The organism is Streptomyces sp. NPDC004542, from assembly GCF_040610035.1.
In the GTDB taxonomy this organism is placed as follows: domain Bacteria; phylum Actinomycetota; class Actinomycetes; order Streptomycetales; family Streptomycetaceae; genus Streptomyces.
Genome location: NZ_JBEXLP010000018.1, coordinates 83,384 through 109,350, shown reverse-complemented (window position 1 = coordinate 109,350; position 25,967 = coordinate 83,384). Strand labels below are relative to the sequence as shown.

The following is a 25,967-nucleotide window of genomic DNA, read 5'->3' as shown; positions in this document are numbered from 1 at the left end:
CACCCCGACAGGGTGACCGTCCCGCGCCGCCCGGCCCAGCACCGGTACGGCGCGTCACATCACAAGAGGGCAAACATTGCCTGATGCGGCACTAGAACCGCCTCTCGCACCAACCGGTAGGCCCGGGTCACCCGACCCGGGCCTACCGCCTTTCGAGCTCCGCTGCCTGTTGCCAGTAGTCCGTGAAATCCGGTAGGGGTGTTTCAAGAGTCCCGTCGTCTGCCCGGACACCTACCAGCGGCACTGCCGCCAGGGCCCGGGGAAGACATCGCTCCGGGGCCCTGTGTCCGAGCCCGAGTCAGCGGACTGCGACGACCAGCCCGAGGGCCTCGGAGTCGGTCAGGCTCAGCACCTGCGTCTGCTGGGCGGTGTCGCCCTGCTGTACAACGTGGACGCGGCCTCGGTGCAGGCGCCCGTGGTTCTTTGGGGCGAGCTTGCGCCAGGTGCCGGTGGGGACCTGCCCCAACTGCTCGCGGCCTTCCGGTCCCAGGACGCTGAGGGCGGGGCCATCGACATACCCAGTGGGGTCAACCACGACCGCGCGGAGTGAGGCCAGGCGGGAGCAGCGGGCTGTTGGGGGCCTCGGGAGTGTCGGCGCGGTCTGGGTAAGCCGCTCGTACTCGGCTCCGGTCAGAGGCATGACCGCATTGTCTCAAGTGTCAACCGCCTGTAGCTGGGGATTCTCCCGACATTGCGAGACTCGGACGCGAAGACGAGGCGCGCAATGCTCGCCGCCGACAAGCTCCAGGCGCTGGCCGACCTCGGGTTGGAGTGAGCGGCGCAGCCCGAACAAGAGCTTCTCGAAGCGACTCAGGGCCGTCTCGGAGAGTACGAGGGCGGTCGTCGATGGCCGCCCGCCACTTTGGTCACCGGGGCCAGAGGTGCCGTGAAAGCTCTTCCTTGAGTCGGTTGGTGAGCTGCTCGCCTTGCTGCAGGTCCTCCACGGGCAGGCGGACGACCTGGATCCCGCAGCGCTGCCACTGAAGGTCTCGGTTTCTGTCATCGGCGTACCGGCGGCGGTCTCGGTGGTGAGGTCCGTCCACTTCGAAGACGACTGCCCGCCCGTTCCCAAGCACGATGATGTCCGGTGTCCAGGTGTGGCCGGCCTGCAGCCGTACCCCAGGGAGGGGCGCTATGGCGATGGTGCGATCGGGCGGAGTCGTGGCCTGGATCTGCTTGAGCGCGAGATACACCTCGTGCTCTTGCCGGCTGCCGAGCGCGAGACCATCTACTACCGGGTGGTTGGGAGCCAGCCGCTCTCTACGGGCCTGATTGGTGGGCCGCTCTTGAGCGCGCTCCTTGAGGTCGCTGCGCCAGCCTTTGCTGACGGGCGGTAGGACCTGCTTGATGTGCATACGGTCGGTTGCCGTGTACCCATTGCGCAGGGCGACGTCGATCAGCACGGGTGCGATGCGCTCCCGAACCTCGCTGGTGAACGCGGACACCAGGTGATCATCCACGTACAGCACGGCAGCCATGGCGTAGACGTGGGCGCCGCTGGAGGTGCGGTAGGAGTCATCCGTGTTCTCGAAGTCGAGGTTCGTGGCGTCCGCGAGCAGTTGTGCGGCTTCGCGGTCTCCCTGACGATCCAGCAGGATGGCTGTCTGGGCCAGTACCAGATTGGCCTCTTCGTCGGCATCCATGACCATCTTCGTAGTCTGTCAGCCAGATCAGACGGCTGCAGCAGGGTTGATCGAATCGGCTCAGTGCCTCACGCAGGCATGGCAGTTGCCCTCTGTGCGGAAGGACACACCAGGGCCATCATGATGCGATGTCGTCTACGCCTGCGGTCACTCCAGCCGCTCTTCGTGAGGCCATAGCCGGTGCGCTGCATGTGGTGAAGGCTTACGACCTCGCGGCCGCATGCGAGTACCTGGGACTGGAACCGCAGAAGCCCGGTGAGGATCCGTTCAGCAGCAAGCGGATCTACGTCCGCTCACGGTTGCAGAAAAAGACCTTGTCCGAGCTTGTGGACATCGCGCGGCGCGTGATCAGCGAGTACGGCGACGACGACCTGCAGGCCCTGGTCAGCGCACTAGGCGCTCGCGGTGTCGACGGGGAAATGAAGAACCTCATCTTCGCTGCCGATGGCCCCAAGCCTCAGGTCGTGCTGCCGGACTCCATCAGCAACACCATCCGCATCGTGAAGAACGAGCAGTACTGCTTGGTGTACGACCAGCCGCTGGAAGACCGCGGGTTGAGCTGGTCAGACCTGGTGGCATGGTGGGTTCGTCAGCGCCCTGAGCTTGCGGAAGATGCAACGCGCGCGCGTGTCTCCATGCGGGAGCGGCTGCGTCGCTCGCTGGGCAACAACGGTGCCGAGCTCCTGGTGTTCGATACCTACACCAAGCTCGGCTTCGACCTCCCGGCGCTCATCCCTCAGGTCTACCTCCACTACGACCCGTACAGCCTGGCCGATCTGAACGGTGTGAGCCGCCTTACCCGTCAGCGGATGGACTTCCTGCTGCTGATGAATCAGCGCGCACGGGCGGTCATCGAGGTCGACGGTGTCCAGCACTACGCTCGGCAGGACGACACGTTGGCGATGCAGCGATCTGGCACCGTCTGGCTGGCTGATCCTGCGCGCTACGCCCCGATGGTGGCGGAGGACCGTCAGCTCACCCTGCAGGGCTACGAGGTCTACCGCATCGGCGGCCACGAGCTACGCGACCACGCAGCCGGGGAAGCGATGCTCACCGAATTCTTCCAGCGCCTCCTGAGCCGCCACGGCCACCTCCAGCCGCAATAGAGAAGGAGGCCGCCCGTCATGTGCGTCGACCGCGTCTGTGGCCAGTCCCCTGCTCGGGCCGGGGGCTGTCAGTCGAGGTCAGTGGCGCCGGAGGCAGCGCGAGGACGGTTGCGTGCCCAGCGCTTGAGGTCGCCGACGCGGTAAAGGAGTTCGGCGCCGCGCTTGTCGACCGAGCCGGGGAAGTCTGGGTCATTGGCGCGGGCGTAGCGCAGCGCTGCGAGGGTGTAGGGCAGGTGATGTTCGGCGGCCTGCCGCAGCCCCACCGCCTGGTCGGCGACGTCCCCGGCCGGGGTCGCCGGCGATGTCGCCGGGATGGTGCCGGGCGGGTTGGCAGCGTCGTCCTGGTGAGCGGCAAGAGCGGCCTGTGCAGGCATCTCCGGCCCCTTGGGCAGGGTGATTATCTGGTCGTCCGGGCCAGTGGTCTGCGGGCCGTCAGCGGCCTTCTGGAACTCTACCGGTGCGGCCGGGGTAGGCGGCTTCTGCAGCGCCAGGCCAGTCCTGGCGTTCGAGTGAGCGCCGGACATCGCCCACTCGCGGGCTTCCGCGTTCGACAGGTTCAGCACCTGCGTCTCATGGGCGCGGCCGCCGGTGACGACTTGGGCCCGGCCAGGGTGCTCGGTCGGCATCGGGATGGGGCTGACCTGGGGTACGAGCATGCGCCAGGCATTGAGGGTGTAGCGGACCAGGATGCGGGTGGAGAAGTTCTCGCGCATCTCCGGGCCGCCGATGGCGCGAGCGGTGGCGGACTGTGCGACCAGGAGCACGTGGAGGCGGACCTGGCGGCCCATGAAGAGGATCTCGGCCAGCGCGTCGACGGCCGGGGACGTCTTGGGATCGCCGCTCTCGCGGATCTTCGCCCAGTACCGCTTGAGCTGCGCCATGGTGGCGTTGACCTCTTCGAGGAGGATCACCAGCCTCGGTCCGACGCGCCAGGGCTCACGATCGAGGACGTCGTCGTCCAGTTCCTCCGCGAGGGCGAGTCGGCGCCGGCCTTCCTGGGCGAGGTAGACCAGGGCGTCGTGGATCTCAGAGATGTCCCGGCAGTAGGTGACGCCGGGTACGCCGCGCGCCCAGGTGTGGGAGATCCGCTTGAAGTCCAGGACGTAGGCGAGGGCGCCGTTGTGTATGAACTGGCAGGTGATGCAGCGCAGGATGGTCGACTTGCCCCCGCCGGTGCCTGCGGAGATCAGGACGTGCGGGGAGTCGTGGTCCAGGTCAACGGAGACCTTCTTCTTGCCCGCTCCGAGCCCGATGAGCGGTGCGGACTCGGGCATCTTCGCCAGGATCTCGCGCACGCCGGGGTCGGACAGACGCAGCACCTTGGGCGGGGCCAGCCGCTTCTTGACGATGACGTGCGTGTCGTTGCCCGCGCGGCGCCAGGTGAAGGAGACGTTCTCCAAGGCGAGTTTCTTGACGATGAGGTCGGCGACCAGGTCCTCGTTGAACCGCATGTGGGTGGGCACGTCAATGCGTATCTGTGCGTCGTCGTCGGAGAAGTTGCGCGGGATGTGGAGGTAGCGGCGCGGGTCGGTCAGCTCCGAGATGCCCAGCGGCACGGCGATCGCCTCGTGCAGGGGCGTCACCCACTCGCGCATGAACTCCCGCCGCTTGCGGGTCAGCAGCCCGTACGCGAGTCCGCCGGCGGCCGCGGCGGAGGCCGCGCCGATCCCGCCCGTCTGCAGCGTGTGAAGGGTGGCGTCCCGGTGCTCCCACCAGGACCGGGCCGTCTCCCGGTTCTCCCAGCCCCACCAGCCGCCCGAGCCGGCTGCGCTGAGGAATGTCATCCGGAAGGTGAGGCGCTGCCACCCGGCCCAGTACGACGAACGCGAGACCCGGCCCTCCACCTTCGGCAGGACGCGGGTGGCGGGCTGCCAGAACGTGGCGTCGGTCCGCTTGATCCCGTCCATGTCCCGGCCGCCCAGGAACCGGCCGATGCCGAACATCACGGCTTCGGCGGTCTCCTCAACCTGCCGGTCGAACTTCGTCTGCGCCATCGTCGTCCAACGCCCTTCGTACACGGGTGTGCTGGGGCGCGACGGTGCCGCCGGAAGCGGACCCCACGCCGGACGACGAAGCTAGAACGGTTCCCCTGTGGACAGAGTTCGACGATGAGGCCCCGAAGTTCCATTCGAAACTTTAGTTGTCACACATGAGTCACGTTGCGTATGGTTGTCTCATGGTTGATATGTGGGAGCTCGACAGCGAGGTCATCGAGGAGCGGGCCGCCTTCAAGGCGCAGGTGCGTGAGCTGGTGTGGCGCGAGACGAAGAGGCGTTTGGGCTTCGCCCAGCAGGAGGGCCCCGCGACCCCGAACGCGCTCGCCCCCACCTCGGCAGCGGCCAAGGCGGTGCACCTGATGTATCTGGAGGTCGCCACGGAAGTCGGTGACGCCGCACGGCAGCTGGCCACCGACGCCGCCGCCCGCGCCGGCCGGGCTGGAGCCAGCTATGCGGACCTGGGGGAGGTCTCGGGGATCTCCCGGCAGGCTGCACGCAAGCGGTGGCCCAACGCCGTCGGCACCCAGTGGACCCTCTACACCCTCACAGGCAAGAACCACCCGCGCGGCATGACCACCCAGGTGTTCCGCAGCAGCGACAAGGCGATCGAAACCGGGCGCACCGCCGTGGACGAAGGCGCGCTCACCGACGACGGGGCCGTAGGCGCCACCGTCATCAATTCCGCCCGCGAGGCCGTATGGGCCTGCTACTTCAACGACGGCACCTGGGCCCCTGAAGAATTCACTCTGCCCGAGGACCTGCAGACCGCGCCCGCCCCCGGCAGCCCCGAGCACACAGAATGGCTGCACCGGTGGGGGCACCACATCAGCAAGCAGCTCTGAACGCAGTCGAACGCCACCTCCGCTGAGAAGCCAGCCGCCAGGCCCGACCGAGATGTGGGTGGGGATGGCGTCCGAGTCGGTCAACGGCCGGAGGCGGCCGTCTCCTGGCGCAGGAGGTCAGGGCAAGCGTCCGAGAGGCCGAAGGCCCGTCCGAGGCCTTCCACTGTTGGCTTTCACTGTGTGTCCTCCGTAGTCCTCGCCTTGGTGGCCGTGAACGACTTCTCTGGCTCCAGCGCGGCAGACGCGGCCTCCGCTTCACGCGCCTCCTGGGGCTGGTCGCCGTAGGTACGGGCCTGGGTGCGCCACATGGCCGCGTACTCGCCGTCCTGCTGGAGCAGGGACTCGTGTGTCCCCTCCTCCAGGAGGTGGCCGCCGTCGAGGACGATGATCCGGTCTGCGGCGCGGGTGGAGCCGAGCCGGTGGGTGATCAGGACGACCGTGCGGCCCGCGCTCAGGGCCCGGATGCGGTCGTAGACAGCTTCCTCCGTGCGCGGATCGAGCGCGGAGGTCGGTTCGTCGCAGATCAGCAGCGGGGCGTGGTCGCGGTAGAAGGCCCGCGCGCCGGCCAGGCGTTGCCACTGTCCGCCGGACAGGTCACGGCCGCCCCAGTGGGAGGGGGCGAGGTTGGTGTCGAGGCCGTCGGGCATGCGGGCGATGACGTCGTCGGCGCCGGATGCCTTCGCGGCGGCGTGGACGGCCTGGTCGTCGCCGGTGCCCTGGCCGAGGGTGATGTTCTCGCGGGCGGTGACCTGCCAGCGGGCGATGTCCTGGGGCAGCATCGCAAGGCGTGACCAGATCTGCTCGGGGTCGGCGGTGGCCAGGTCCACCTCATCCCAGGTCACCGCGCCGGACGTCGGGGTGTACAGCCCTGCGAGGAGTTTGGCGAGGGTCGACTTGCCCGAGCCGTTCGCGCCGACGATCGCCAGGACCTCGCCGCGACGGATGGTGACGCTCACGTTCTCAAGCGCCGGGAGTTCGCTGCCCGGGTAGCGGAAGGTGACGTCTGTCGCGCGGATGACGGACGGGTCGGCGGGGACCGGCACGGGCTCGGCCGGGAGCCGCGTGCGCTTTTCGGCGTCGGTGAGGAAGGTCGCCCAGTCGCCGAGGTAGAGGCCGGTCTTGTAGGTGGTGTTGATGCCGGTGACCAGTCCGTTCAGCAGGAGCCGGCTGGTCTGGACGGCGATGACGGCGGTCCCGGCCGCCGCGAGCGGGATACGCCCGGTGCTTACGAGCCACAGCAGGGCGCCGTAGACGAGGAGGGTGGCGCCTCCGGCGAGAGCGTCGCCGAGCAGCTGGTAGCGGGCGGTGGTGCGGCCGACCCGGGCGGCGTGGTCCTCCAGCCGCCTGGTGACGGCCGTGAACTGGGCCAGCAGCCATGGGCGCATGGTGTTCGCCCGGACATCGAGGGCGGTGGGGCGGCCGGAGGTGTTGTAGATCAGGGTGTGCCGCAGGCGGCGGTCGGCGAGGGTGTGCCGCTCGGCGAGATGGGCGGCGCGGGCGGCCCGGACGGCGGCGGCGCCGCGCGGGAGAACGGCGAGCAGCAGCAGGGGCAGCAGCAGCGGATCGAGGCCGGCGAGGATGCCCGCGGAGGCGAGGATGCCCAGCAGGGCGGCGGCGACCGCAGTGAGGGCGTCGATCATCAGGTGGGCGTCCTTGGAGGCCCGGTTGGCGGCCTCGCTGTGATCGCACCAGGCCGGGTCGTCGTACGCGGCGAGCGGCACGCGGGTGGCGGCACCAAGGAACCTGAGTTCGGCGATGGAGTCGATGCGCGGGCCGACCCGCGCCGTGGTGGCCACGGTGGCCGCGCTGATCAGGGAGCGGGCCATCGCGGCGCCGGTGATCACGGCCAGGGACGGCCATGCCTGCTGGAGCCGGCCCATCGCGGCACCCGGTGCGAACAGCGGGGTCAACACGCCGCGTGTGGCGTACAGGCCCACGGCTGTCAGCGCGCCGGCGGCGACCTGGAGGACGGCGAGTCGGCAGAGGGCGGTGCGGTCGGCCGTCCAGGCAAGGCGGAGCGCGGTGGCGGCGAGGGCGGGCAGGCGGCGGGCGATGGTGAGGAAGTCGTCGGCCACCGCGTCGTCGTGGCGTTCGGCGCTGACGCTGTACTGCGGGATCACCTCACCGCCATCGCGCGGGTGGCGGCGCCAGGAGGGGCGCAGCCGCCGGGCGGCGGGCTGTGCGGGGCTGGTACGGGTGTCGCTGCGGGGCTGTGTGTTGGTCACATCCGGGGCAACGCTTCACCCGTTCGGGTGGATGCGGTGGCGAGGGGTGGCGAATTTCAGTGCGAACGTTCCACCTTCAGAGCGGGCCTGTAGGGCCATACCCGGTCGGTTTCCTCCTGCCCGATGACATGGCCTTCGGTCTCGATCCAGGCGTGCGCGCCGTGCGGGGTGAACCGGGCGCCGATCACCCACGTGACGCGGTGGCCGGTGAGCGCGGCCGTGAAGTGGGCGGCCAGCGATTCCTCCAGGCAGGCCGCGCGACCCGGCCACCACCGGGCAGCCCGGTGTACGGCGGCGCATACGACCTCGGCGTCCTCAAGGCCGGCGGTGCGGCCCGGCAGGCGGGTGGCGGCCCTCGCGGCGGTGAGGGCGAACCGTACGGGCAGGCACCGCAGCAGGACCAGCGCGCCGAACAGCCCGGCATGCCCGGCCAGCCGCTTGAGGACACCGGCCGGGGCCGCAGCGGCGAACCGTACGCCGGGCTGTTCGGCGCGCTGGTCGGGCCGGTGGGCGGGCAGCAGGAGGCCGGCCGTGTCCAGGTCGGCGGCGAGCGCGGTGAGGTCGGTACGGACCTGTCCGGCGTCGGCGCCCTTGGCCTCCCAGCGGGCGGTGAGCGTGTCGACGGCGTCATCGGGTGTGCTGCCCCGCGAGATCTCCAGCCAGAGCTGGGCGCCGACCGGGTCGAGAAACCGCCAACGGCACCGGCCGTGTCGGGTGTCCAGCAGGGCGACTCCCTGCGGCGCAAGGGCGGCGTACAGGCCGGTGCGGGTCATCGCGCGGTCTCCTTCGCAGCCGCGGTCTCCCACCACGTCTCGCGTGCCAGGGGCAGGGTGGCGAGCCACAGTTCGCTGACGATCAGTGCGTGCAGGCCCGCCAGCGGCGCGGGCTCGCCCCGTACGGCACCGTCCAGGGCCGCCCGCGTCTTCCCGGCGTCGAGGAGTCCGGCCTGGGCGAGGACCGAACCGGCCAGCAGGCGGCGCAGAGCGGGGGCGTTGGCCCGCAAGCCCGCGTAGACGCTGCCGGTGAACGCGGTCTTCGTCTGCCGGTTCAGCAGGAAGGCGGGGACGGTGCCGGTGAACGCGGCGCGGGCCAGGGGCTTGAAGTCGCCCGCCGCATCCGCTGCCAGCCGGGGATCGCGTGGCAGGCGTCGACGACGGCCGTGTCCAGGAACGGGGCATGGACGGGAAGGCCCCACAGGCGGCGGGCGATGGCGTCGTAGGTGGCGTGCCCGTCGCCCATCAGCTCCAGGGCGAGACGCTCGTGCACCTGCCCGGGGCCGGCGTGCGGGTCGGCCCCCTCGGCACGGGCCCCCACCAGTTCGGCAACGGCCGCACGCCCGGCGCGGGTCAGCCACGGCGCGGACGCGGTCGTGCCGCACCAGGCCAGGCGCCGACTGAGGCGGCCACGCCGACGGTGCGGCCGTCCTCGAGGACGACGGGGGTGTGCAGCATCCGGACCGGCTGCGCGAGGCGCTGCTCCAGGCACGCGGCGGGCGCCTGGGCGACGACGGCGGCGAACTCATCGCCTCCGAGGCGGTGGTCCTGGTCGACCATGACCACGGCCACGTCGTCGCGGCGGGCCAGCAGCCGGCGGGTGCGGGCGGTGTGGGAGTCGCGGCGCAGCAGGCCGGTCAACAGCACGGCGGCGGTCGTCAGTTTGAGGATGCGCTGGCCGAACCGGCCCTGAAGGTGCGTGAGGGACGACATACTTGGGTTCTCCGTCTCGTCTCGTACGGGATGGATGGGCCCGGGGCAGCCGACGAAGCCGCCAAGCAGAGCGGCTGTCCCGGGGCGGAGCTACAGCGCGAAGCCGCTGCTGGTGCTGACGGGGTCGTTCCAGAGACCGGCCCGCGCGGCGGGCCACTCCATCTGCCAGCCGGGCCGAAGCCCGGCCGCTCCCCACTGGTCCGGCTGTTTGCCGGGGATCTCGCGTCCGGCCGTGTGCGCGGCGAGCGCGGCGTCGTACACCTCGTGCGCGCGGCGCAGGGCCGCGGCGGGGGAGTCGGCGACGCCGGTGAAGACGTGCACGCCTCGCCGGGCCGGGTCGGTGGTGTCGTGTATCGGGACGTCGACCTCGTAGATCCGCAGGCGCATGACGTCCAGCTCCTCTCTGTGCTCGGTGGTGAGGGACCACCGCGACCGACCCGGCCTCCGTCGTGCTGGAGGCCGGGTCGGCACGGAGCGCCCGTCACGCCGGGCCGGTTTCCCAGACTTGGGAAACCGGCCGCCGGTCAGAGGTCCAGGTGGATCGTGATGGGCCGCCGGGGATCACCGGCGGCGGTATGGACGGTGCGGCGGTGCGCGGCGAGGCCGGCGGCCCCGCCCTGGATCGGCAGGTGGCAGTCGCGGCAGCCGTTCCACCACTCATCCCCGGCCGGGAGGTCGGCCGGGGTGAGCGGGTGCGGGTGCGGTCCGTCGTTGGCGCGGCTCACGCGCGTACCGCGTCCGCGTACTGCGCTTCCAGGTCGGCGCGGCCCTCGGGGTCGTCGTCCTGGAGGTCGTGGTCGTCGGCCTCCTGGTCGACGTCGTCGGGGCCGCCGTGGACGGTGCAGGCGATCTCCGGGTCGCTGTCCATGGCGCCGGTCAGCGCCTTGTGCAGGTCGGTGACCGAGTAGGCCGGCGCCCACGCCTGCCCGGCGCACTCCGGGTCGAAGGGGCAGGGCACCATGACGTCGAAGCCGAAGTCGCCCTCGCCGTCGACGTCCTCGCGCAGCGCCAGGGTGAGGGACTGCTGACCGAGGCGGATCTCCGCGACGCGGTCCCGGCCGGTCACCAGGTCCGAGCCCGGCCGCCACTGCCACAACGGCAGGATCTCCGGGCCGAAGAAGCGGCGGGCCAGCCACAGGTCGCCCAGGCCGTCGCTGCCGTCGCGCCCGAGGTCGGCCTCCCTCGCCTGCGAGAGCCGCTTGAGGAACGGCTCCAGGCGGTAGAGGGCGTCGGCGAAGACGATGGTGTTGAAGCCTTCGGCGGCGAGGCTCTGGTGGGCGTGGACCCTGGCCTGGTGCTGGGTGCGGACGGTGTCCTCGGGCACGCGCCGGTTGTCCGGCCGCGGTTCCTGCCGCTCCAGGCAGACGTCCAGCGGTGTGGTGACGACGACCGCGACGGTCGGCATGCCGTGCCGCTTGGCGGCCATCACCAGCTCCACCCGCACGGACTGCTCGCAATTGGTCGCGTCGATCACCGTGTTGAGCTTGCGGGCCATCCGGCGCTCCAGGATCAGCGCGAGGACGTCGGCGGCATCAGCCGTGGCGTCCTGCGGACCGGGGTCATCACTGACCACGCCCCGCAGGCCATCGAGGGAGAGGACCTGGGAGGCCGGCCAGGTGCGGGACAGGGTCGTCTTGCCCGCGCCGGAGGCGCCGATCAGCACGATCAGCCCGTTCTCCGGCAGGTCCGGGTACAGCACCGAGGTAATTCGGGGTCTCCTTGCGGGTCGAGGGAGCGGGCAGCCCAGTTCAGGCGGGGCCCGGCGTTGTCGGTGAGCAGCGCGGCGGCCTCGTGCAGGGGGCAGGAGGCGTCGCCGTCGCGGTCGGGCTCGATCTGCTCCGCCCGCCGCGCGGCGGCGGTGACCAGCTGCGCGAGGGCGGGGAAGAGGCCGCCGGGGCGGCCCTGGAGTCCGGCCGCACCTCCTGGGTCGCTCTCCTGGACGCGGTCCGCCTGGGCCCGGCCGACGACGCGACGACCGTCACTGCCGACCAACTCCACGATGTCGTCGAGCGGTTGACGAGTGCAGGCCACTGAAGACCCGGCGATCCGGACATCCTGATCGTGATGGACTCCGGCTACGACGTCGCCTACCTGACCCACGCTCTCGCCAACCTGCCCGTCGTACTGGTCGGGCGCCTGCGCTCGGATCGGGTCATGCTCCGCGACCCCGGCCCCGCCCGGTCGGGTCCCCGGGGCGGGCGCCCCCGCCGGCATGGCGGCGTCCTCACGTTCAAGAAGCCCGACAGCTGGCACGAGCCCGACGTCACGACCGCCACGGACACCACCCGCTACGGCACGGCCACCGCTACGGCCTGGGACCGGATGCACCCCCGGCTCACTCACCGCGGCCCCTGGCTGAACCACGCCAAGGAAGAACTCCCCATCCTGCACGGCACGTTGATCCGCCTGAAGGTCGAGCACCTGCCCGGTGACCGTGACCCGAAACCGGTCTGGCTGTGGTGCTCGGCCACCGCCGCCGCACCGGCGGACGTGGACCGCTGGTGGCAGTCCTTCCTCCGTCGCTTCGACCTGGAGCACACCTTCCGGCTGATGAAACAGACCCTGGGCTGGACCGCCCCGAAGGTCAGGAACCCCGACACGGCCGACCTGTGGACCTGGCTGATCATCGCCGCCCACACCCAGCTCCGCCTCGCCCGGCCCCTCGCCGACCTCCGTCATCCCTGGGAACGGCCCGCAGAACCCCGCCGCCTCACCCCCGCCCGGATCCGTCGGGGGTTTCGCAACGTCCGCGCGACAGCAGCCCGCCCGGCAAGCGCACCGAAACCGTCCCAACCAGGCCCCGGACGGCCTCCCGGCTCGAAAAACAAACAACGGGCCAGGCGCCACGACGTCGGCAAGACCGTCAAGCGCGCCGAATCGATCAAGAAACACCAAGCCCAGCGAGGTTAAACGCCAAGCTTAAAACAGCGGCATTGCGTCTAGACCGTCTGACCCGCGGTGACCGCGGGGCGCCCGCCGGACCCGACGCCCTCACGGGCGAGGCGTACGCGTGGGCGGCCCCGGCCCGTCTACAGGTTGCCGTCGTCCTCCAGCGGTTCGGGTGCGTCGACGTCGTCCAGCAGCGCGTCGAGCCCCGCGGCCAGGCCGCTGCCGGACCGCCGCGGCTCCATTGGGATCTGCGGTACGCCGGAGGGCGGATCCTCGATGATCGGTACGCCGGGATCGTCGTCCGAGTCGGGGGTGAACGGCTCGTCGGGATCGTCGTCCGGCGTGGTGCCGTCAGGCGGGGTGCCCTGCGACTGGTCGTTCTGCGAGCTGTCCGACCCGTAAGCGAACTGGGACTGGTCGTCGCCGAAGTCGTCGCTGAACGAGAACGAGCCTTCCTTGGTGGAGTAGGTCCCGCTCTTGTAGACGGCTTTCCGGCCGACGCTGTCGCCCGGCCCCGCCGTTGCGCCGGACAGGGCGGTGATGTACTGGACCAGGCCGGGATCCTCGTCCGTGCCGGTCGCCCTGGCGATGCTGCGGAGCTGCTTGGACAGGGCGCCCCCGGTGATCCCCAGCTGCTTGGCCACGAGATGCAGGCCGGCCTGGGTGGTGGTCGTCCACAGCCCGCCCGGATGGCCGTTGAAGTAGACATCGTACCCGTTGGCGCGCGCCAGGCACAGCGTCAGCCAGCACATGGTGCACGGACGCTTGCCGCCCGCGACGGCGATCGGGTTCAGCCGGATTCCGGCGACGACCGCGGCGTGCACGAGGTTCTGCTCGGCGTGGGAGTCGCCGCGCCTCGCCGGGATGGCGATGACCCGCCCGGCGTACTTCTCGCTCCTGACCAGGTCCTCGAAGTCCTTCGGGTTCTTGGACACGACCATGGTCTGCGCGTCCTGCACCGTCATCACCTGGAAGAGGGTGTTCAGGATCGCCTTGACGGACTGTTCCTGGCCGGACTCCATCAGGCAGTCGGTGCCTAGCTGGACCAGGCGCCGCGCGCCCGCCTGGACACGCTCGCTGACGGGACCGGGAGCGTCGGGACCCGACGCCAACGCCTGGGCCACCTCGGAGAGTTTGCGTGCCTTGACCTTCATGGGATCGCCGTCACCCTGGTAGCCGCCGGCGTTCGTGAGCACGGTGGCGAGGTTCAGCCGGGTCAGCGCGTTGACCACCTCCGGTTCGTTGGCACTGACGAGGATCCGGCCGTTGATGGCCATCGCCTCGATCTCCGTCGTCTTCACATTCTGTTCCCGCAGGTGGTTGATGAGCATCTGCGACAGCTGGCTGAGCAGTTGCAGATCCCGGCGGGTGATCTTCGGCGCGCCGCCGGAGACCGTCACCGTCGGAAGCCAGCTGCCCTTGCTCGTGAAGGCGCCTTTGAAACCGAGATCCGCCGTGAACTCGTCGATGACCGCGTTCGTGAAGTCCTGTGTGAGGGCCGACGGACCGCTGCGCCGGCCGCGGCGCAGCAGGCGTTCGTCCCTCGGGAACGCCTCGTACGCGCTGCGCCGCTTCCTGACCGCGTCGCTTTCGTCGGGCCGCCCCTCTTCCAGCAGGTCCACGAGAACCCTGACCTGCCGGGACACGAACTCCTGCAATTCCTGCGACGCCTCACGCGGCAGGAAGAGCACCTCACGCGGCACGATCTTCTCGGGTGAGACGACCTCGTCGTCCAGGCCTCGCGAGGAGACGTCCTCCGCGGTCCCCGTGGACGGCACCCGCCGCGCGGCCTCCGAAGGAGAGTCGTCCTTCTTGGTCTTGAGAACCTTCGCGGGCCGTTCCCCGGGAGCGGGATCCTCCGCCTTCGTCTTTTTCTCCAACGGCTGTGACGGTTTCGGTGGCGTCGACATATTCCCCCCAGGTAGCGACCGGAACGCCCCCGGCGCCCCCGGTCGAATGCCATGACAGCATGTCACCGGCGGTGCCGCCGCGCAGGCGTTTCAGGACACAACGTGCAAGCTCTACCCAGAACACGCCACGTCCGCCCCGCACGCGCGGGGCACCCCTCACCCCCCGTCCACCCGCTCCGCGTCCGCCGCGCGCAGCGTCGGCTTGAGGACTTTGCCGCCGGCGTTGCGGGGGAGGGCGGGGATGTCAATCCCCTGGCTTCGTAGAGACCTCTCCTATGCGGCCTGGCACCTCTGGTCGCTCTTCTTGCGTGCTTCGGTGATGGTCCGTTCGAACTCCTCCGGCGGCAGGCCACCGGCCGCGCTGTGCCTGCGTCGCGGGTTGTAGAACCCGGTGATCCAGGTGGCGATCTTCAGGCGGGCCTCGGTGCGGGTGGCGAACTGGCGCCGGTGGATGTACTCGACCTTGAGCAGCGAGTTGAACGACTCCGCGGCGGCGTTGTCCAGCGCCGACCCCACCCGTCCCATGGACTGCACCACGCCCAGGCGGTCACACAGGGTCTTGTACGCCTCTGACGTGTACTCACTTCCCCTGTCGCTGTGGAAGATCGTCCCGTCCCTCCGGCCGCCACGCGTCGCGGTGGCCATCTTCAACGACGCCCCGACCAGGGCCGCGTCATGGTGCTCGCCCATGGCGTAGCCGAGGCAACGGCGCGAGAACGCATCGATGACCGTGGCCAGATAGATCTTGCCCTCGCCGGTCTCGATCTCCGTCATATCGCCCTACCAGAGCACGTCCGGGGCCACCGCGTCGAAACGGCGATGCACCAGGTCAGGAGCGGCCTTCCGCTTGCCTTGCCGGGTCAGCGACCGCCGCCTGGGCGGCTTGCGGTCCTGCAAACCGAGCTCGGCCATGATCTCCGCGACCGTGTTCACCGACACCTGCCAGCCCTCCGCCCACAGGTCCAAAGTGATCCTCGGCGAGCCGTAAGTGCCGCCGGACGCGGTGAAGAACTGGATGATCCGCTCCTCCAGCCTCGCCCTCCTGGCCTCGCGTTGCGTCGGCTCGTCGGGGCGCCGGCGCCATTTGTAGAACCACGCCTCGCTCACCCCGAACACCCGGCAGGACACCCGGTGCGGGACGCCATGCTCGACCCTCTGGTTACCGATGAAGGCGACCACCGCCTCCGGAGCGTTCTCGGTCACTTCACCCAGAGGGCCATGCACCGCTTGAAGACATCACGCTCCATCTCCAGCTCCCGGATCCGCTTGTTCTTCTCCCCGATCTCTTGGCGCAGCCGCTCCAGCTCGGCCCGCTCAGCCTCCCGCACCCGACCGCCACCCCCACCCCCACCGGCACTGGCGGCTGTCGGTTGTACGGGCCGGTCCGAGGACGTCGTCCCGTTGCGCCGACACCGCGACACCCAGCTGTGCAGCGTGCCCGGGTTGATGCCGAGCTCCTCGGCGACCTCGCCGGCCGACCTCCCGGTCTCGACCACGATGCGCACCGCGCCCTCACAGAACTCGGCGTCGTACGGCGGCTTCTTCTTGGACCCCATGAATCCCAACTTCCCCTGCAATCACGGGCTCCACGCTACGAGGGGATGGTCACGATGGGCATCCCCGCGGACGCGATCGCCCGCGCGGTGACCTTCGCCGTCGAGCAGCCCGGCGACGTCGAGATCGGCGAGATCAACGTCCGCCCCACCGTCCAGGGATGACACCGCCGCCGGCCGGCCGAGACGGCCGCCGGCCGCGGTGGCGTCCCGCCGGGTGGTGTCGCCGACCAGGGCGCCGGAATCCGCGGGACGGGACCCCTGCCGCTTCCTCCACCAGGACACGCCGACCACACGTCGCACGTGTCCCGACCGCCCGGGTCCGCCCGGGACGGACGGGAAACCGCCCGGGGCTGACGGGAACCACCCGGGACCGCTCGGGACTGAACGGGACTGAACGGGACTGAAGCGTTTTTCAGTCGCTGTAGTGGAAGCGGACCCGGCTGCCCAGCCAGACCGTGCGGGTCGTCTCCAGCAGCCGGTCGTCGGCGAGGCGGGACACCGACCAGATGACGAACAGGGGCGCTTCCACCGGTGCGTTGAGCAGTCGCGCCTCGGCCGCGTCCGCCGCGCCGACCTCCAGGTAGTGGTTGGTGTCCGCGGGGGCGAGGCCGTAGTGCTCCTGGAGGGTGCGTGAGAGGGAGCCGCTCACCAGCTCCAGGTCGCCGAGACCCGGGGCGAGGCGCTCCGGGAGCCAGGAGTCGGTGAGCCCGATCGCCCGTTCGTTGACCACGTGCAGCCGCTTGAGATGCAGCCGGGCAAGGGCCGCCTCTTCCGCGCCGAGGAGCCTGGCCAGCTCGTAGGGCTCGGGCTGTGCCGGCTCGTCCCGCAGGTGGACCGACCTGGCGGAGAGTCCGGCGGCATGGAAGCGGTCGCGCCACGGCACGGTGAGGTTGAGGTCGTGCTGCACCGGCTCGGGCCGTTCCGCGACGAAGGTGCCCGAGCCCTGGCGTCGTTCGATGTACCCGTCCGAGACCAGGGCCCCCAGGGCCTGCCGGACGGTGATGCGGCTGACGCCGTACAGCTCGGCCAGTTCACGCTCGGTGGGCAGTCGGAAGGACGCCGGGAGTTCCTGGTCGATCTGCCGGCGCAGGTCCCGCTGGACCTGCGCCCATGCGGGCATGGGCGATGTGCGGTCTACCGGACGTGCGGACCTGAGAACTCGGTCCTTCGTCCCCCCGCTGACGGCGGACACAGGCATGACCCTTTCGGACCGTGGGCTTCATCGCCCACACCGGAGAATTGGTCTCAACTTTATCACCTATTCGGCCTGCCCGTCGGGCGTTCCACTCCGTCCGCCCACTTCGCCGGACGGGCGGAACCGTCAGGCGTCGAGCTTGATGTGCGAGGCGTCCATGTTCACGGCACCGCCGCGGAAGGGCGGGCGCCCCCAGCGCTGTGCCGCCCCGTGGGCGAACCAGGTGCCGGCGACGGCGACGGCCAGGTCGAGGACGAGCGGGTGGTGCGCGCCGGGCAGGTCCGAGGCGTCGATCTGCCGGATGATCTGACCGGTACCGCGCAGCGCCTCGGCGAGCCGCTCGAACCGGCCCCGGCCGTGCCGGCCGATCAGCTGGAGTGTGAGGTGGGGCTCGGGACCGATGAAGTAGTCGACGTGGCCGCTCTCTTCCAGCGGCACGGTGCGGACGGCCAGCCCGCACGCTTCGATGATCTTGAGGGACCAGAAGTCCGCGCCGGAACGCAGCTCCGGCAGGGAGAGCACGGACACCGCGCCGGGCGGGTTCTCCGGCAGGCTCTCCACCTCCTCGTCGACGAGCGCGCCGATCCGGTCCAGGGCGGCGGCGAGCGCGCTGTTGACGGAGGCCGTGTCCGTGCCGCACACCGAGGCCACGCCCTGGGCGAGCATCAGGTGGCCGGCGCAGGGCACCGTCTCCTCCACCTCCAGTGAGGGCACCGACTGCACGCTGTCCGCGCAGTCGGCGAGCGGGGAGTCCGGCCGCGAGGTGACGGCCACCGTCCTGAGTCCCGCCTCCCGGGCGATGCGCAGCGCACGCACGGTGGCGCCGGAGGTTCCGGAGTGGGAGATGCCGACCAGTGTGTCGCAGCCGGCGGGGACCGTGCCGCTCCACGTGACGTCGCCGGCCGACAGGGCGCGGTGGCCGAACGCGGTGGCGACGAGACCGGAGGCGAGGGAGTCGCCGGAACCGACGAAGACGGCGCGCCCCGGGTCCGGGACGGCGCCGGCGGTGACGGCGGGCGCCGTCAGCAGGGCGGCGCGCAGGGCGTGGCGCTCGGCTGCGGTGTTCATGGGTCAGTTCTCCTTGAGTGTGGTGATGCCGGCGTGGGGGCGGGAGAGGGCGGCTGCATCGAGGAGGGCGCCGGGCCCCCAGTCGGCGAGAGCGGTACGGGCGACGGAGACCCCGAACGCCGCGGCCTCCACGAGGCCGGCGCCGCCGGCCAGCGCGGCCACGACGGCACCGGCGGAGGCGTCGCCGGCGCCGGTGGTCTCCACGACCGTCACCCGGCTGTCGCGCACCGACCAGGTGTCGTCCCCGGTGACCACGTACGCCCCCTCCCTGTCGAGCCGGGCGATGACCGGCACCCGCAGAGCGGCGGCCAGGTCCCGGGCGGCACGGCGTGGATCACGGTCCACCAGCGTCAGTTGCACGCGGCTCGGGAGCAGCACGGTCTCGGCGGTGGTGACCGCGCGCAGATGGCCGGTTCCGTGGCGGGCGACCAGCGTCTGGTGCGGATCGAGGCCGACGAGTGTGCCGGGCGCCGCGGCGGGCCGCCGTGCGGGAGAGGAGGCGACCAGCCCGTCCAGCCCCTCGAAGAACGCGGTGGGCGGCTCGGGCGAGGTCTCCTCCTCCTCGTTCTTCTCTTCCCGGGGGCCTTCGAGTTCGGTTCCGGCCTGCGGGTGCTGACTCACGATGCGCCTGCCGTGTGCCGAGTTGAGGATCCACACCGCCGGCACCGCCGGCACCGCGGCGCAGTGGCCGAGGTCCCAGCCGAAGCGGTCGAAGAGCGCCGCGAAGCGCGGATCGTCACCGGGCAGCGGACAACTCACCCTGACGTCCGTTCCCGCCACGAGCCGGGCGCCGAGTGCCGCGTAGAGGCCGGGGCCGCCGAGGCAGGAGAAGCGCGCTCCGCGGGGTTCGTGCACCAGGTGGTCGACCGACAGGCCGGCGTGGACGCCGACCAGGGTCACTGGCCGAACCGCGAGAAGGCGTACTGCACGGTGCGATCGCGGGGCCCGTCCAGCTCCAGCAGGTACACGCCCTGGCTGTGGCCGATGCCGAGTTCACCGCCCATGACCGGCAGCGTCAGGGACTGGGTGCCGAAGACGCAGCGGACGTGTGCGGCGGCGTCCTGGGGTCCGTCGTGCAGGTGCACGAAGGGCCGGTCCACGGGGATCTGGCCCTCGATGAAGAGCCTGATGTCGTGCAGGGTCGTGCCGTCCACACCGGAGTTGAGGATCAGGGTGCAGGTGGTGTGCGGGAGGTAGACGGTGAGGGTTCCGTCGCCCATCCCGGCCGGAACCGCTTCGCGAAGTCGCGGAGTCAGATCGGTGTATCCGACCGGAGCGGCGAAGCCTTCGGCGGGCTTGGTGTCGACGGTGAGCTTCTGCCAGCCGCCGATCGCGGAGGTGGTCATGTCTGGGACGCCTTTCGGTCCGGGGGTGTGCAGGGTCCCGCGCTCAGCGCGCGGAAGTCTGGGTGATCAGGGCGCCGTCGGCCTGGAAGGCGCCGCGTTCGACGAGGAATCCGGCGCCTCCGCCGAGGTCGTCGCCGTTGGCGGTCAGCCTGGGGGTTTTGTCGACGACCAGGGTCAGTTCGGTTCCCCGACAGCGCAGTTCGACTTCGTAGGGGTGGTCGAGCCGGTAGGGGAAGGCGGTCTCGGCGAGCACGGTGCGTACGCCGTCGTGCTGGCGGAGCAGCTGCAGTCGGTCGCCGCCGGTGAGGACGCCGGCCTGGAAGCGGCGGTGTCCCCGGCTGCGTACCACCAGTCCGGCGGTCTCGTGCAGGGAGAGGACGAGTCTGCTGGCGATGGCGTAGTCGGTCCAGTCACGGGTGCCGGTGGTGACGAGGCCCAGGGAACCGGGGTGGGACACGGAGTAGGTGGCGGCGAAGTCGGCCTCGAAGTTCTTGGCCGAGCTGACCCAGGGGGCCAGGGCCGCCGGGGTGGTGTCCCAGATCGAGGTGAGCAGCAGGCCGCTCTGCTCGAAACGCACGGGGGCGCCGTGCCAGTCGAGTTCGTGGAGCCGGACCTCGACCGTACGTTCGTCGGCGTGCGGGTCCGGGGCGGCCAGGGCGAAGCCGATCCGGAAGGGTACGTGGTTGCCCACGGCGGGCACCCGCCAGTTCAGGACCCGGGGCTCGCCGGCCAGAGCGGTCGGTGCGCCGTACCGGGTGGCGACCGGGTCGCCGTCGCCGGTGGCGTAGAGCGCGTAGGGACGCACCCGGACGCCCTGGTGGGCGCTGGAGAGCCGGGCGGTGACGGTCTGTCCGGGATACAGGGCGGGACTCGCGACGGTGGAGAAGTGTCCGCTGGTCTCGGCGGGGTCGAGGAAGCAGGGGGTGGACACGTGAGCGGCGCCGGGGCGGCCGCCCGTGAAGCGGATGAGCAGACCGCCACCGGCGGCGCCGGGTCCCCCCAGGACCGCGGGTACGTCGGTGTCCGGGTGGTGGGGGCAGGGGGTGAAGCCCTGGACCGACCCCGGGTAGCGGAAGGTGTAGCGGGGGCGCCGGGGCGGCGGGGCGCCGCCCGCGAGAAGCACGGCCGAGGAGATGATCCGGTCGGCTTCCCGGGTGGCGTCGGTGACACAGTCGCCGCCGTCGGCGGTGACCACGAGCATCCGGTCCGCGACCCGGGTACGCAGGTCGGGGACGGCGTCCGAGGTGCCCTCACCGGGCCCGCCGAGCGCGTCGAGCCCGAGGCGTACGCCGTTCAGGCAGCCCACCGTCCCCGCGTTGCTGTCGGTGTCGAAGCCCACCGAGGAGGCGATCGTCACCGCGCGTTGAAAGCTGTCTCCGCCGCCGATGAGGGCGCCGAGGGACATGGCGAGGTTGGACAGTGCGTGGCAGGGGCCGGGGTAACGGGCGTAGCCGTGGTGTTCGTCGACCCAGGCGCGGATGTCGCGCCAGTCCTGGTCGGCCGAGCAGTGCGCGCGGACCTGGTCCAGCAGTGCGCGTACGGTGCCGGACCCCACCAACGGGGCCGCGGTGTCCAGCAGGACGTCGAGACGGGCCTCGTCGAAGGCGAGCGCCCGCAGAGCGGCCAGCAGCCCCGCCGACTCCAGGGCGTCGCCGTCGTGGCTGACGGAGGCGGCGGCCCGGGTGAGGGCGATGGCCCGCTCGGGGTCACCGGGGCACATCAGGCCGAAGGCGTCGCTGAAGATCTGTGCGCCGATCTGCTCGGACAGGGTCCGGCCGTTGCGCGCGGCGCTGCCGCTGTCCGGAGCGGGGATGCCGCGCAGCAGGTTGAGGAAGGCGGTGTGCTCGGTGGAGCGGCCCATACCGCCCCACCAGAGGATGGTGCGGTCCTCGACGATGTAGTTGAGCCAGGTGTCGCCGAAGTCCGCCGGGCCCGGGACGCGCCCGGGGTTGTCGAGAACGGCGCGGGCGAACGCGAAGGTGCCGGAGATGTCGTCGTCGGCGACGATCAGCGGAACCCCGAGCTCCCTGTCAACGTAGGTGGACACCTCGCCGAACCGTTCGGTGATGTCGCGGTACGGCCAGCCCTCGACGGGACGGCCGAGGTACACGCCGATGATCTTGCCGAGGACTCCGGAGTACACCTTCTCGGCGTAGCGCTGCGAGGTCGTGTCAGAGGTCTTCATGTCAGCGGTCTTCATGTCAGCCCTTCACCGCGCCGCCGGCCATACCGTCCACGACGTACCGCTGGAGCGCGATGAAGATGCCGAGCACCGGCAGGATCAGCATGAGGGCACCGGCCATCATGGCGCCCAGCTGGGTGGAGAAGGTGCCGTTCATCGACAGGAATCCGAGGGTGACGGTCTGGTCGGCGGGATCGTGCAGGAAGGTCGAGGAGATCAGGAAGTCGTTCCAGGCGTTCAGGCCGACGATGACGCCCACGGTGATCAGTCCGGGACGGACGACGGGCAGCAGGACGCGCCGGATCATCTGGAAGAGGCCGGCGCCGTCGACCAGGGCGGCCTCCTCCAGTTCCTTGGGGACCTGGAGGAAGAAGGTGCGCATCAGGAACGTCGCGAAGGGCATGTTGATCGCGGCGAGGATCACCCCGACGACGAAGACGTTGTCGAGGAGGTCGAGGGCCGCGGCGCCGGCGTAGAGCGGGAAGATGAACAGCTGGATCGGGACGGTCATGGCCATGGTCAGGTAGACCATGACGGCGGGCCAGATCCGGATCTTCTGCCCGGCGAGGACGTAACCCGCCATCGAGGAGCAGAACAGCACCACCACCACCGTCGTACCGGTGAGCAGCACACTGTTGAGGAAGCCGCTGCCGAAGGCGCCGTACTCCCAGGCGGTGCGGAAGTTGGCCAGGCTCAGGGAGTGGGGGAGGGCGAACGGGTTGCCGGTGAGGGCCGAGTCCGACTTGAAGCTGTTGAGGAGGACCAGCAGGAGGGGGAAGAGGGCGGTGGCGGCGAACACCAGGAGCACGATGTGCGCCACGAGGTTCTTGGAATGCTTCTTCATCAGGTCAGCTGCCTCCGGCTCATCCAGGTGTAGACGCACGAGGCGATCAGTCCGAAGAAGCTCATGATCACTCCGACGGCGGACGCCTTGCCGAACTCGAACGCGGAGAAGGCGAAGGCGTAGGCGTAGGTGCCCATGACCTCGCTGGAGTGGGCCGGGCCGCCCTGGGTGAGCAGATAGACGTAGTCGAAGGCGAGGAAGGAGAAGATGACGGTCATCACTCCCATGAGGAGCAGCGTGGGACGGATGCTCGGCAGGTAGACGTGACGGAACACCTGCCAGGCGTTCGCTCCGTCGACGATGGCCGCCTCGACCTGTTCCACCGGGGTCTGCCGGAGTGCGCCGAGGTAGACGACGGTGAGGAAGCCCCAGTAGTGCCACATATCCACGGCGGCCGCCGCGTAGAGCGAGCCGTGGAGACTCGATAGGGGTGAGGTGACGTGCAGCCCGGCTCCGTTGAGGGCGGCGACCACCCCGCCCTCCGGGCTGTAGATGATGCTGAGCCAGACCAGCGCGTTGACGACCGGCGCCAGCACGTAGGGCATCAGGTAGACGACCTGGTACAGGGTGCGGGTCCGCCGGCGGCGCAGCAGGAGCCAGGCGGTCAGCAGACCGACGATCGCGGGCAGGGTGAGGAACAGCACCACCCATATGACGTTGTTGCGCAGGGCGGTGGCGAAGACGGGATCGTCCAGGATCGCCGTGAAGTTGCGCAGGCCCACGAAGGAGGCCTGGAATCCGGTGCCGTTCCAGTCGGTGAAGGAAGCCAGAGCGGTGAGGACCCCGGGGACGACCACGACCAGCGCGGACAGCAGAAGTGCCGGGACGACCAGAAGGTGGTTGGCGAGGGAACGCCGCCGCCGGTAGCCGCCGGTGCGGGGAGCGGAGGCGGGTGGCTGGCGCCTGGTCCGGGGCCTGGGGGCCACCGAAGTACTCATGCGGATACACCTCCGGTCGCCGGGCGTGGGGTCACTGTGGTGATCGCGCACCCGGCGGCACTGGGTCGACGGTGCGGACAGGTCACGAGGCGGGCTCGGGGACCGGCGGGACGAGCCCCTTGGCCTTCTCGGCGGCGAAGGTGGTCTGGATCTTCGCCAGGAAGTCCTCGGCGCTCTCGGTGCCCAGCCAGACGCCGTCCACGTCGGTGAAGGCGGTGGCGGTGGCCGGCGGGAAGAAGGTGCCCGCGAAGAAGCCGTAGTCGCCCTGGTTCACGCTCTGGATCGTGTCCTTGGCGGAGCGGACGAAGGCCTTGGACAATCCGGTGTAGGAGTCGGGGTCGAGGTCGAACTTCTTGAGCGGAACACCCCAGTAGCCCGGCCAGGTCCTGTTCATCTCCCGGGCGAACTTCTCACTCATCATGTAGTCGATGACCTCGGCCGCCCCGTCCTTGTCGGCGGAGTGGGCGTTGATGGACAGCGACGCGGTGGTGCCGAGGGTGCTGCTCGGAGAGGGCAGCCCGGCACTGATGTTGGGGAACGCGGTGAAGCCGAGGTCGGAGGTGTTGCCGGCCTTGTCGTTGAAGTAGGAGTCGGCGAACTGGAAGGCCAGGGTCGGGCCGAAGAAGAACGGCGACCTGCCCTGGGCCAGGAGCTGCATCGACTCCTGGAAGTTGAGGTTGGAGTAGTCCTTGCCTCCGAGGTAGCCCTTCTTGTAGAAGGCGGCGGACCGCTCGACGGCCTTGAGGATCTTCGGGTCGGTCCATTTCGTGTCGCCCTGCAGGGCGTCGTACACGGTCTTGCCGCCGGCCACATGGGTCAGGAACATCGAGATGTAGTTCTGGTTGACCGGCTTCCAGCCCTTGTTGCCGGTGACCGAGGGGTAGAGGCCGGCCGCCTTGGCCTTGTCCATGACGCCGGTGAGCTGCGCGTAGGTGGTGGGCACGCCCGCCCCGAGCTTGTCGAGGACCTTCTTGTTGTAGAAGATGCCGATGTTCTCGAGGGAGTTCGGCAGCGAGTAGAGCTTGCCCCGCATCGTTCCCGACTCGTACATCGGGGCCAGGATGCGGTCCTTCCAGCCGTACTTCTCGGCGTACGGGGTCATGTCCGCCAACTTGCCCTGGACCGCGTAGGCGGCGGCGAACGCGGGGCCGGAGCCGTAGACGACGTCGGGGCCCTTGTTGGCCGAGAGGGCGACCTGGACGTTCTTGTCCACGGCGTTGTTGAAGGTGACCTGGAGCCTGTACTTGTTCTGGGACGCTTCGAAGCCCTTGACGAGCACGTCCCGCATGGTCTTCTGCTGCTGGGGCGAGGCACCCCAGAACCACATCTGGAGGGTCTTGCGTCCGCCGCTCTGCGTCGAGCCGCCTCCCCCGCATGCGGAGAGCACCAGGCCCGCCGCGACCACTCCCGCTCCGACGACTCTGAAGCGCAGTCTTCTCACGTGCAGCTCCTTCGTTACAGCGCCTTCGCCCTTGCGGGCGAGCAGTTGGGGAACCGCCAACCTCTTTGTTATTGGTACGGTTTCTATGACCATAGGACCAACGTTGTTTGGGTGTCAACGATTTCCGGCCAGCCCCCTGTTACATCTCCGGTCCCTCTGTTACGTCTGTGGAAACGGGCCCCGGGAGCCAGGAGGCCCGGCCGTCGGACGCCGCTCGCGCCGCGTCCAGCCGGGCCAGCCACGCCACCCCCCGCAGGGCCACCTCGATGGCCGCCGTGTGCCCTGCTCCCGCGGTGAAGGGCCGGCCGGCGAGGACGTTGTCGGCGACCGAGCAGACCGAACCGCCCCGCTTGCCGAACAGTGCCGCCAGGGTGACCACGGCGGCCGACTCGCGGTCGCCGTTGAGGATCCCGGCGCGCGCCCAGGTCTCCAGGATGTCCTGGTGCCATGGCTGGAAATATGCGCCCACCCCCGGGCGGCCCACCCCGACGAAGTCGGAGTCACTGGAGCGAGTGACCCCCTGGTGGTACGCGCACCCCAGCTCCTCGGCGGCCAGGGACATCGCGAGGACGACGTCGTGGTGGACCACGGCCGGATAGGAGGCGGGAACGTACGCCCGGGTCATGCCCTCGTCGCGGACCACGCCCGTGCTCACCACGATGTCTCCGGGCGCCGCCTTGGGGTGGATGCCTCCCGAGCCGCCGACCCGGACGAAGGTGTCGGCCGCGGTGAACTCCAGGAGTTCGTGCATGATCAGCTCGGCCTCGGGTGAGCCGCTGCCACCGGAGACCACCGTGACGGGGACACCCTGGTGAGAGCCGGTGCAGGTGGTGAACATCCCTGAACGGCCGATCCGTTCGGGGCGGTCGAGGTGCCCGGCTATCTGTTCCGCGGGGTCGTCCTCATAGCCGCACAGCGGGTCGCGCACGGTGATCAGCACATAGCGTGCCACCCGCTCGGGATCCACGCCCGAGAGTGCGGGCCGGCCCCCGATCAGCAGTCCGCGCCGGGGCAGGCTGTCGGCGAACCGGTACTCGTCGTAGGGCCGGGCGGGGTTCCAGTCGTGGTCGGCCATGGAT

Annotated in this window: 26 protein-coding genes and 3 pseudogenes; 4 read left to right on the top strand and 25 right to left on the bottom strand. The window is 70.3% G+C overall.

What is annotated here, in order from left to right; genetic code table 11:
* Positions 1–298: 298 nt before the first annotated feature.
* Entirely contained in the window at positions 299–535 is a 237-nt protein-coding gene (locus tag ABZX30_RS13625; RefSeq protein WP_355932781.1) for a hypothetical protein, read from the bottom strand.
* A gap of 331 nt (positions 536–866) precedes the next feature.
* Complete coding sequence (locus ABZX30_RS13620) at positions 867–1,643, bottom strand: hypothetical protein (RefSeq protein ID WP_355932778.1); 777 nt, start codon at positions 1,641–1,643, stop codon at positions 867–869.
* Positions 1,644–1,771: 128 nt separating this feature from the next.
* On the opposite strand from ABZX30_RS13620, the gene ABZX30_RS13615 reads away from it, so the two are divergent.
* Positions 1,772–2,749 (top strand): hypothetical protein, encoded by a 978-nt coding sequence (locus ABZX30_RS13615; RefSeq protein ID WP_355932775.1) that lies wholly within the window; start codon positions 1,772–1,774, stop codon positions 2,747–2,749.
* A gap of 68 nt (positions 2,750–2,817) precedes the next feature.
* Here ABZX30_RS13615 and ABZX30_RS13610 read toward each other — a convergent pair whose 3' ends face one another.
* Entirely contained in the window at positions 2,818–4,743 is a 1,926-nt protein-coding gene (locus ABZX30_RS13610; RefSeq protein ID WP_355932773.1) for a pRL2-11, read from the bottom strand.
* 182 nt (positions 4,744–4,925) lie between these two features.
* On the opposite strand from ABZX30_RS13610, the gene ABZX30_RS13605 reads away from it, so the two are divergent.
* Entirely contained in the window at positions 4,926–5,588 is a 663-nt protein-coding gene (locus tag ABZX30_RS13605; protein WP_355932771.1) for a hypothetical protein, read from the top strand.
* Between the two features lie 173 nt (positions 5,589–5,761).
* Here the strand turns inward: ABZX30_RS13605 and ABZX30_RS13600 are convergent, their stop codons facing one another.
* The 9 genes and pseudogenes from ABZX30_RS13600 to ABZX30_RS13560 form a co-directional block, all read right to left on the bottom strand.
* Positions 5,762–7,813 (bottom strand): ABC transporter ATP-binding protein, encoded by a 2,052-nt coding sequence (locus ABZX30_RS13600; RefSeq protein WP_355932768.1) that lies wholly within the window; start codon positions 7,811–7,813, stop codon positions 5,762–5,764.
* Positions 7,814–7,869: 56 nt separating this feature from the next.
* On the bottom strand, positions 7,870–8,586 hold the full coding sequence (locus ABZX30_RS13595) for a lasso peptide biosynthesis B2 protein (protein ID WP_355932766.1): 717 nt from the start codon (positions 8,584–8,586) through the stop codon (positions 7,870–7,872).
* Positions 8,583–8,864, bottom strand: coding sequence for a hypothetical protein (locus ABZX30_RS13590; RefSeq protein ID WP_355932791.1), 282 nt, complete (start codon positions 8,862–8,864; stop codon positions 8,583–8,585). Before ABZX30_RS13590 ends, ABZX30_RS13595 begins: the two co-directional genes overlap by 4 nt.
* Entirely contained in the window at positions 8,861–9,127 is a 267-nt protein-coding gene (locus ABZX30_RS13585; protein WP_355932794.1) for a hypothetical protein, read from the bottom strand. The genes ABZX30_RS13590 and ABZX30_RS13585 overlap by 4 nt, the downstream gene beginning before the upstream one ends.
* A 32-nt stretch (positions 9,128–9,159) precedes the next feature.
* Positions 9,160–9,519 carry a hypothetical protein gene (locus ABZX30_RS13580; RefSeq protein WP_355932763.1) on the bottom strand — a complete coding sequence of 120 codons (360 nt, stop codon included), beginning with the start codon at positions 9,517–9,519 and terminating at the stop codon, positions 9,160–9,162.
* A gap of 90 nt (positions 9,520–9,609) precedes the next feature.
* A complete protein-coding gene (locus ABZX30_RS13575; protein ID WP_355932760.1) occupies positions 9,610–9,906 on the bottom strand; it encodes a hypothetical protein in 297 nt (98 codons plus the stop codon).
* Positions 9,907–10,043: 137 nt separating this feature from the next.
* Positions 10,044–10,244 (bottom strand): hypothetical protein, encoded by a 201-nt coding sequence (locus ABZX30_RS13570; RefSeq protein WP_055723546.1) that lies wholly within the window; start codon positions 10,242–10,244, stop codon positions 10,044–10,046.
* Positions 10,241–11,227: an ATP-binding protein gene (locus ABZX30_RS13565; RefSeq protein ID WP_355932788.1), complete on the bottom strand. Its 987-nt coding sequence runs from the start codon at positions 11,225–11,227 to the stop codon at positions 10,241–10,243. The genes ABZX30_RS13570 and ABZX30_RS13565 overlap by 4 nt, the downstream gene beginning before the upstream one ends.
* Positions 11,185–11,415: pseudogene (locus tag ABZX30_RS13560) on the bottom strand (hypothetical protein); the annotation flags it as partial. The gene ABZX30_RS13565 and the pseudogene ABZX30_RS13560, both read right to left, overlap by 43 nt.
* On the opposite strand from ABZX30_RS13560, the pseudogene ABZX30_RS13555 reads away from it, so the two are divergent.
* Positions 11,416–12,429 (top strand): annotated as a pseudogene (locus ABZX30_RS13555) (transposase); the annotation flags it as partial.
* 119 nt (positions 12,430–12,548) lie between these two features.
* On the opposite strand, the gene ABZX30_RS13550 reads toward ABZX30_RS13555, so the two are convergent.
* From ABZX30_RS13550 to ABZX30_RS13535, 4 genes are all read right to left on the bottom strand, one after another.
* Positions 12,549–14,288 (bottom strand): hypothetical protein, encoded by a 1,740-nt coding sequence (locus tag ABZX30_RS13550; RefSeq protein ID WP_355932756.1) that lies wholly within the window; start codon positions 14,286–14,288, stop codon positions 12,549–12,551.
* 303 nt (positions 14,289–14,591) lie between these two features.
* Complete coding sequence (locus ABZX30_RS13545) at positions 14,592–15,092, bottom strand: IS3 family transposase (RefSeq protein WP_355932754.1); 501 nt, start codon at positions 15,090–15,092, stop codon at positions 14,592–14,594.
* A gap of 6 nt (positions 15,093–15,098) precedes the next feature.
* Entirely contained in the window at positions 15,099–15,521 is a 423-nt protein-coding gene (locus ABZX30_RS13540) for an IS3 family transposase (protein ID WP_355932751.1), read from the bottom strand.
* Positions 15,518–15,874 carry a transposase gene (locus ABZX30_RS13535; RefSeq protein ID WP_355932749.1) on the bottom strand — a complete coding sequence of 119 codons (357 nt, stop codon included), beginning with the start codon at positions 15,872–15,874 and terminating at the stop codon, positions 15,518–15,520. Before ABZX30_RS13535 ends, ABZX30_RS13540 begins: the two co-directional genes overlap by 4 nt.
* Before the next feature lie 60 nt (positions 15,875–15,934).
* On the opposite strand from ABZX30_RS13535, the pseudogene ABZX30_RS13530 reads away from it, so the two are divergent.
* Positions 15,935–16,036: pseudogene (locus tag ABZX30_RS13530) on the top strand (oxidoreductase); the annotation flags it as partial.
* Between the two features lie 250 nt (positions 16,037–16,286).
* On the opposite strand, the gene ABZX30_RS13525 reads toward ABZX30_RS13530, so the two are convergent.
* The 9 genes from ABZX30_RS13525 to ABZX30_RS13485 all read right to left on the bottom strand — a co-directional run bounded on the left by ABZX30_RS13525 (position 16,287) and on the right by ABZX30_RS13485 (position 25,963).
* The gene (locus ABZX30_RS13525; RefSeq protein ID WP_355932746.1) at positions 16,287–16,994 is read right to left on the bottom strand and encodes a GntR family transcriptional regulator; all 708 of its coding nucleotides are present in this window, start codon (positions 16,992–16,994) and stop codon (positions 16,287–16,289) included.
* A 201-nt stretch (positions 16,995–17,195) separates the two neighbouring features.
* Entirely contained in the window at positions 17,196–18,137 is a 942-nt protein-coding gene (locus ABZX30_RS13520) for a hypothetical protein (RefSeq protein ID WP_355932743.1), read from the bottom strand.
* Positions 18,138–18,140: 3 nt separating this feature from the next.
* Positions 18,141–19,037, bottom strand: coding sequence for a PfkB family carbohydrate kinase (locus tag ABZX30_RS13515; RefSeq protein WP_355932740.1), 897 nt, complete (start codon positions 19,035–19,037; stop codon positions 18,141–18,143).
* On the bottom strand, positions 19,034–19,483 hold the full coding sequence (locus ABZX30_RS13510; RefSeq protein WP_355932738.1) for a secondary thiamine-phosphate synthase enzyme YjbQ: 450 nt from the start codon (positions 19,481–19,483) through the stop codon (positions 19,034–19,036). The genes ABZX30_RS13515 and ABZX30_RS13510 overlap by 4 nt, the downstream gene beginning before the upstream one ends.
* Positions 19,484–19,526: 43 nt before the next feature.
* On the bottom strand, positions 19,527–21,668 hold the full coding sequence (locus tag ABZX30_RS13505) for an ADP-ribosylglycohydrolase family protein (RefSeq protein ID WP_355932735.1): 2,142 nt from the start codon (positions 21,666–21,668) through the stop codon (positions 19,527–19,529).
* A 16-nt stretch (positions 21,669–21,684) separates the two neighbouring features.
* Positions 21,685–22,509 carry a carbohydrate ABC transporter permease gene (locus ABZX30_RS13500; protein WP_355932733.1) on the bottom strand — a complete coding sequence of 275 codons (825 nt, stop codon included), beginning with the start codon at positions 22,507–22,509 and terminating at the stop codon, positions 21,685–21,687.
* Positions 22,509–23,447 (bottom strand): sugar ABC transporter permease, encoded by a 939-nt coding sequence (locus ABZX30_RS13495; protein WP_355932731.1) that lies wholly within the window; start codon positions 23,445–23,447, stop codon positions 22,509–22,511. Before ABZX30_RS13495 ends, ABZX30_RS13500 begins: the two co-directional genes overlap by 1 nt.
* An 82-nt stretch (positions 23,448–23,529) precedes the next feature.
* Positions 23,530–24,888 carry an extracellular solute-binding protein gene (locus ABZX30_RS13490; protein ID WP_355932729.1) on the bottom strand — a complete coding sequence of 453 codons (1,359 nt, stop codon included), beginning with the start codon at positions 24,886–24,888 and terminating at the stop codon, positions 23,530–23,532.
* A gap of 139 nt (positions 24,889–25,027) precedes the next feature.
* The gene (locus ABZX30_RS13485) at positions 25,028–25,963 is read right to left on the bottom strand and encodes a nucleoside phosphorylase (RefSeq protein ID WP_355932726.1); all 936 of its coding nucleotides are present in this window, start codon (positions 25,961–25,963) and stop codon (positions 25,028–25,030) included.
* Between the last annotated feature and the right edge of the window lie 4 nt (positions 25,964–25,967).